The organism is Pseudomonas sp. SDO5522_S412 (genome assembly GCF_054071215.1).
The window spans coordinates 1-6,062 of record NZ_JBSVWQ010000295.1; the positions used below are offsets into that span (position 1 = coordinate 1).

The 6,062-nt window shown below is 58.7% G+C and carries 9 protein-coding genes; 3 read left to right on the top strand and 6 right to left on the bottom strand.

What is annotated here, in order from left to right:
* Nucleotides 1-77: 77 nt before the first annotated feature.
* From ACW9I6_RS29895 to ACW9I6_RS29905, 3 genes are all read right to left on the bottom strand, one after another.
* A complete protein-coding gene (locus tag ACW9I6_RS29895; RefSeq protein ID WP_008437166.1) occupies nucleotides 78-1,094 on the bottom strand; it encodes an ABC transporter substrate-binding protein in 1,017 nt (338 codons plus the stop codon).
* A gap of 123 nt (nucleotides 1,095-1,217) precedes the next feature.
* A complete protein-coding gene (locus ACW9I6_RS29900) occupies nucleotides 1,218-1,415 on the bottom strand; it encodes a hypothetical protein (RefSeq protein ID WP_008437165.1) in 198 nt (65 codons plus the stop codon).
* A complete protein-coding gene (locus tag ACW9I6_RS29905; RefSeq protein WP_003214715.1) occupies nucleotides 1,415-1,864 on the bottom strand; it encodes a hypothetical protein in 450 nt (149 codons plus the stop codon). Before ACW9I6_RS29905 ends, ACW9I6_RS29900 begins: the two co-directional genes overlap by 1 nt.
* 415 nt (nucleotides 1,865-2,279) lie before the next feature.
* Between ACW9I6_RS29905 and ACW9I6_RS29910 the strand changes: the two genes are divergently transcribed.
* The 3 genes from ACW9I6_RS29910 to ACW9I6_RS29920 all read left to right on the top strand — a co-directional run bounded on the left by ACW9I6_RS29910 (nucleotide 2,280) and on the right by ACW9I6_RS29920 (nucleotide 3,226).
* The gene (locus ACW9I6_RS29910) at nucleotides 2,280-2,534 is read left to right on the top strand and encodes a hypothetical protein (RefSeq protein WP_083853233.1); all 255 of its coding nucleotides are present in this window, start codon (nucleotides 2,280-2,282) and stop codon (nucleotides 2,532-2,534) included.
* Between the two features lie 141 nt (nucleotides 2,535-2,675).
* Nucleotides 2,676-2,906, top strand: coding sequence for a hypothetical protein (locus ACW9I6_RS29915; RefSeq protein WP_003214713.1), 231 nt, complete (start codon nucleotides 2,676-2,678; stop codon nucleotides 2,904-2,906).
* 83 nt (nucleotides 2,907-2,989) lie between these two features.
* Nucleotides 2,990-3,226 carry a DUF2789 domain-containing protein gene (locus ACW9I6_RS29920; RefSeq protein ID WP_003214711.1) on the top strand — a complete coding sequence of 79 codons (237 nt, stop codon included), beginning with the start codon at nucleotides 2,990-2,992 and terminating at the stop codon, nucleotides 3,224-3,226.
* A gap of 4 nt (nucleotides 3,227-3,230) precedes the next feature.
* Here ACW9I6_RS29920 and ACW9I6_RS29925 read toward each other — a convergent pair whose 3' ends face one another.
* The 3 genes from ACW9I6_RS29925 to ACW9I6_RS29935 all read right to left on the bottom strand — a co-directional run bounded on the left by ACW9I6_RS29925 (nucleotide 3,231) and on the right by ACW9I6_RS29935 (nucleotide 5,732).
* Nucleotides 3,231-3,434 carry a hypothetical protein gene (locus ACW9I6_RS29925; protein WP_003214710.1) on the bottom strand — a complete coding sequence of 68 codons (204 nt, stop codon included), beginning with the start codon at nucleotides 3,432-3,434 and terminating at the stop codon, nucleotides 3,231-3,233.
* 125 nt (nucleotides 3,435-3,559) lie between these two features.
* A complete protein-coding gene (locus ACW9I6_RS29930; RefSeq protein ID WP_457340151.1) occupies nucleotides 3,560-5,230 on the bottom strand; it encodes a methyl-accepting chemotaxis protein in 1,671 nt (556 codons plus the stop codon).
* A 97-nt stretch (nucleotides 5,231-5,327) separates the two neighbouring features.
* The gene (locus tag ACW9I6_RS29935) at nucleotides 5,328-5,732 is read right to left on the bottom strand and encodes a TraR/DksA family transcriptional regulator (RefSeq protein WP_003214706.1); all 405 of its coding nucleotides are present in this window, start codon (nucleotides 5,730-5,732) and stop codon (nucleotides 5,328-5,330) included.
* Between the last annotated feature and the right edge of the window lie 330 nt (nucleotides 5,733-6,062).

Consider the following 6,062-nt stretch of genomic DNA (forward strand, 5'->3'; position numbering starts at 1 on the left):
AATGTTGGCTGAAAAACCGCTTTCGCGAGCAAGCCCGCTCCCACATTTTTGATCGCAATCGGGCTGTTATATCGGTGTTACTTCAGGCTGGCTTCGACCTTCTGCGCCACATCCTCAGTCAGCCACGCCTTCCAGACTTCCGGATGATCCTTGAGAAATGCCTGGGCGACCTCTCGCGGCTGGCTGTGCTTCTCGCTCATTTCGGCCAGCGCCTTGTTCAGCGGCTCGATCGGAAAGTCGACCTTGGCAAAGAACTCGGCGATCTGCGGATGCTCCTTCTGGAACGGCGTGGACACACCGATGCTCAGCTTGGAGGCCAGGGAACGTGTAGGTTTCGGGTCAGGATTGTCTGCATCGGTCAGCGTCTTCCACGCCTCGGCATCAAATGGCGGCTCTTCCAGTTGGATCAGCTTGTAGCGCCCCATCAACGGTGTAGGCGACCAGTAATAGAACAGCACCGGCTTGCCCCGGCGGATCGAGGAAGCAATCTCGGCATCCAGCGCAGCACCCGAACCACTGCGGAAATTCACATAGCTGTCGTCAAGCCCGTAGGCCTTGAGCTTTTGCTTGTTGACCACTTCCGAGGTCCAGCCAATCGGGCTGTTGAGGAAACGGCCCTTGCTCGGTGCTTCCGGGTCCTTGAACACGTCCTTGTAGCGCGCCAGATCCTTCACGCTGCGCAGGTCCGGCGCGAGGGGCTTGATGCCTTTGGCCGGGTCGCCCTTGACCACGTACTCCGGCACCCACCAGCCTTCAGTGGCGCCCTTGACGATATCCCCAAGGCCCACCACTTTGCCTTCGGCCTCGGCCTTGACCCACACCGGGCTGCGGCCGGCCCACTCTTCGCCGATCACCTGGATGTCGTTTTTCGCCAGGGCGGTTTCCAGGGTGATGGTGGTGCCGGGCAAGGTGTCGGTGGGCAAGTCATAGCCCTTTTCGACAATCACCCGCAGCACCTCGGTGATCAGGCTGCCGCTTTCCCAGTTCAGGTCGGCAAAATGAATCGGCGCCTGGGCCGCTGATACCGGCAGCGACGCCACCGACAGACTCAGGGTCGTCAGTGAGGCTGCCAACAGTGCTCGAATTCCTTTCATGCTTTGCACCTCATGCCTTACAGCAATCGCGAATGGCTTTGCTGTAACACCGCGAAGCCTCTGAATACTTAAGTCAACTCAACTGTAGTAGAGGTTCCGGGGAACATGGCAGGTTGCCGGTTTTTACGCAGGATTGTTCAGCCGCTGCAACTCGCGGCGCACCATGCTGGCGAATTCGGCGGGCTTGAGTTCATACAGTTGGCCGGCGACCCAGCTCAACCAGGCGCCCTGCAACTCGGCCTTGCGGGCAAACAATTGAGCCGCCGTGGCTTGGGCATCGAGCAGGTGCTGCTCGTGGAACTGCGCCCTACCCTGGCTCATTACTCGCTGGCCTTGAAGGTCACGAGTTCACCCTTGCGCCATTTGGCGGCCTTGCCGGTGACGGCCTTCAGGGTCTTGGTCAGGCCTTCTACCAATTGCTCATTGGCGGCAAACACCAGCATCACGCTGTGGCCTTCCTTGAACACGATGCCCTGGCCTTCGGCCGAGGACACAAAGGCGTAATCGCCCAGGCCATACACCGTCAACTTGATATCGCGAAACTTCAGTTCGAACTTGCCGCCTTCGCGGCTGGGCAATACAGCGGCCCGGAAATGATCACCGACCTTGAGTTCCAGGCGCGGCTTGTCGTCCACCACCAATGCCGCTTCGGTATCGATCTCGGCGATGTAGATACCTTCAGGTGTCTGCTCAGTGACGTAGACGAAACGGGATTGAAACTGCTTGACCAACTTTGCGCGCAAATCACCCAGCACGAATAACGCGTGCATATCCAGATTACTGACTGCCAAGGAAACGCCCCCACATCAAAAGGGTGCTGTCCGCCCAAGCGGGCAGCACAAAAAAACGGCCGGAAACGGCACGATCACACAACAAATCCACTGATAAAAACTGAAGAAGATCACGCTGCCAGGCCATGAGACTAGTACAGGCGTGCCCGACGCACCTTACGCAGGTCGCCAGGCGTTGCAGGAAATCACAGGTTTAACGACCAGAGAATACTGGCCGACCCACTTCAGACAATAACCCTTTAAAAAATGCAGTTTCCGACATCCAACACAGAAACTAATGCTTTGGATGGAACCGGACGCCGGACACTGACGACAATACTAAAACAGCAACACGGGTCAAAACCACTCGAAATACTGCAAGCGGGTACGCAATGTCGATCGACAGGAGCTGATTATGCAACGACCTCAACCGATTGCCACACCTTCGAACACAGGTTCATCTTTTATCGATGACGGGCAATTCTACTCCCTATACACCCACGACAGTTGCCTGCATTCGGCGCTCTATCGGGTAGTCCCCGCCGGGAGAAACTTTTTCCATATCCTTGAAGTGCCCAGTGGGCGGATCAAAGGTTTTCGCAGCGGCCATAGCCAGGCCTGCGAACTGGCCCGACAGCTGGAAGCCATCCTGCAAGCGCCGCACGGCTGAGGCGCGGCTGGCGTTTCGTCATCTGGTTGACTTTACTGCGCCGCCAGCGCGTAACAACTGCCATACTGGTCCGTCCATTGAGATTTGTGCCCTTGCGGTTCAGGTTTCATCAGCGCAATTACCTCCAAGGGAAGGCTATACGTGACGGAATTTGATATTGGCGAATTTTTCATCCATGGCGAAGCCAGGGAAGTAGACGGTGAGTTCCAGGCCGTGATTGTGATGCGGGCCAAGGCTCCCCTGACCACCGTGACGACTCACCAGGTAGAAAAGGACCGCTGGTTCAAAACCGTAGACGCTGCCAACACGGCTGCCAAGGAAGCCGCAAAAGCCCTTAAGGCCGCCGTTGATTCCGGCGCGCTGACCTCCTGATTACCCGGCGCGACAATCCGATCGAACTCTGTCCCGCAACAACCCTCCCATGCATACGATGATCAGCCCGCATGGAGAACGATATGGAAGCGCAGACCTACACCCTCGAAGACCTGTTTGAACAACTTGGAGAAGATTCGTCACCCGAAGGGATTGACGATTTTATCGGCAAACACACCCTGCCCAATGACGTAAAGCTGATTGACGCGGATTTCTGGTCACCGCAACAAGCCCAATTCCTTAAGGATGAACTGCGTGAAGACGCAGTCTGGGCGATCGCGGTCGACGAACTGAACCAGCGCCTGCACCAGCAACCCTGAGCCTTCAATGCAGGCTGTCTGACTGCTCCAGGTGCAACAGCGCCTCCCAGGCAGCCCTGCACTCTTCAGCCTCATCGCGACTGGCGAACGCCGTGCCGCGCTGCTCGCCATTGAGCAACACTACCCAACAGGCCTTTTGCCCCAGCGCACGCAGGGTGGGCGGTACGCCACTGCCAATCATCACAGCCACATCGACTTTGGTTTGCATGGAGCGCCTCCGGAAAATTAGTTAGCTGGCTAACAATGTTCGCCATGCTACGGTTTTCTTCCAGTTGGAAAAAGCTATCCCCGGAATAGCTCCCTTGCATTACCTGCAACAATCGCCCTCGTGGGTCAGCGGCCCTCAGGCCTGTAGCCCAGGCGCAAGCCACCCCAATGCCGGCCATTGACCGTGATCGGCACGGACAAGTCGTGCATCAACTCCCCGGTATCGCGGGTGTAGGTCTGCAGCAAGACCGCCTGCTGGTGGCTGCCGCAGCGGATTCCCGTGCGGTCTTCAAACTTGCGCTTGGTACGATTTTGTACCGCGTCCACTTGGGCATCGCCGGTCAACGCTTGGGAGAACACCTTGTTGTGGGTTGGCACATAACCCTGTGGCGTGCAGGCGATGGCGAATACCAGGCCCTCATGCCGGGGCAACAGGGCTTCCTGTATGGCCGGCAGCACCTGGTCGGTGTAGCCGTCAAAACGCGTGTGGTACTTGCTTGGCCGCGTGTTGGGAATGGCGGTATAGCTGCGGTCGAACAGGTCATCGAGGCTGATGCGGTTTTGCAGGACGTCGGCTTCAAACTGCGCGGCAATGTGGCTCGCGCCTTCGCGTGCCAGGTCATAGATGCGCTGGTGGTAGTCATCCAGGCCGACCTCGGCAAGGCGCTCGCTGATGGTTTCAGCCTGGCCTTCCATTTGTACGGCGGCGGCGGCCAACTGTTGGGTCTGCTGGTCGCTGACGGTCAAATCGCTGCGCATCTGCTCCACCGCATGGAACAGGCTGTCGAGTTGGGCGCGGTTGGTGTCGGTGCCCTGGGCGATTTCATTGACCTGGCCTTCGACATCCGCCGCCAGGCTGGCGATGCTGTCCAGTTGCTCGCCGGCGTGCTCCACCTGCTCTACACCGGATTGCAAATCCGCCGACAATTGCCGGATCTGCTCCACCACCTGGGCGGTACGCTGCTGGATATCCGCCACCATCACCCCGACTTCATCGGTCGCCGTGGCGGTTCGCCCGGCCAGGCCACGCACCTCGTCGGCGACCACCGCAAACCCGCGACCATGCTCACCGGCCCGCGCGGCTTCAATCGCCGCGTTCAAGGCCAGCAGGTTGGTCTGGCTGGCGATCGACTGGATCACCAGGGTGACGCGCTGGATTTCTTCGCTGCGCTGGCTCAAGGCCTCGATCAATTGACGGCTGTCGTTGGCGCGCTGGCTGAGCTGATGCATACGGGTGATGGATTGCGCCAGCACCTCGCGCCCTTCGGTACTGCGCTGATGGGCCTGGCTGGCCGCACCGAGGGCCTGGCGGCTCAGTTGCGAGGTGATCTGCTCGGTGCCGATCATCACTTCGGCACTGCTGACGATCTGCTTCGCCGCGCCCAATTGAGATTGCAGCCTGGCCGCCAGTTGCTTGACCGAATAGGCCACGCCGGCAGCAGACAGTGCGTTATGGCTGGTGGTGTAGGACAGGTCGCGGGTCAGCTCGCCGATTGCATCGGTGGCTTCGGCCGGTGCGGCATTGTGGGTGCGATGTTTCAGGCGGGGCAGCCAGATCAGCAGCAGGGCCACCGGCAGGCACAGGTAAATCGAGAGTTGGGCGAACGCCAGGCCCAGCAGCAACAGTACCAGGGCGGTACTTTGCAGGAGCGGCGTCAACCAGCCGGGCAACTGTCGCGCCACCACGGGTGGTGACACTGCTGCGCCCATGAGAGATCCGTCTCCAGCCATGTTCGTTACCCCGCTGCTTGTCGTTATTGTGACTGCATTAGACGCCACTATGTGGCCATTATCCATGGGCCTTTAGTGGGGGGCTTGCAGCAGATCAATAAACGGGGGGAAACGGCTGTTTTCTGCTGGGAACCGGGTAACCCGGCTCCAGCAGTTCACCGCATCAGGCTTGACGCTGGTGCTTGTCGATTTGCTCGTGGCGCTCTTGCGCTTCGATGCAGTACTTGGTGGTCGGGCTGATCAGCAGGCGCTTGAGGCCGATAGGCTCGCCGCTGTCGTCGCACCAGCCGAAGGAGTCTTCCTTGATACGGCCCAGGGCCTGCTCAAGTTGCGGCAGCATGCGCTGGTCGCGGTCGATGGCGTTCACCAGCCAGGTGCGCTCTTCTTCGACAGAAGCAGCGTCGGCCGGGTCTGCCGGGGTGTCCAGGCTTTCAATGGCGATGCGGTTCTGCTCGATGCGCTCGTGGTGTTCCACTTTCATGTCCTGCAACAACTTCTCGAAAAAAGCGTGCTGCTCGGCATTCATGTAGTCATCCGCCGGCATGGCCAGCAACTTTTCCTTTGTCATTGATTTCTCTATAAAAAATACGTGCATTAAGGCGAATAAGGGAGCGTTCCGGCCGACCTCTGCAGGTCTCGGAAAGGCGCCGTCCATTTCAAGCGCCACCCGGCACTCAATTTACGAGGGGCGGCAGTCTAAGGCCGACTTGAGGGCTCAGCAACTGAAATGACAGGCATTTTTTCCAAGATAACCCGCAAAGGCACCAGGACGGGCTCGGCGAATGGTCATCGGAGTGCGTTTATAGCAAGAAATTCAGTGTTGTGGAGCTATATAGAAGACAAACGGTTAAATGTGGGAGCGGGCTTGCTCGCGAAGGCAGTGTGTCAGTCACTGAAT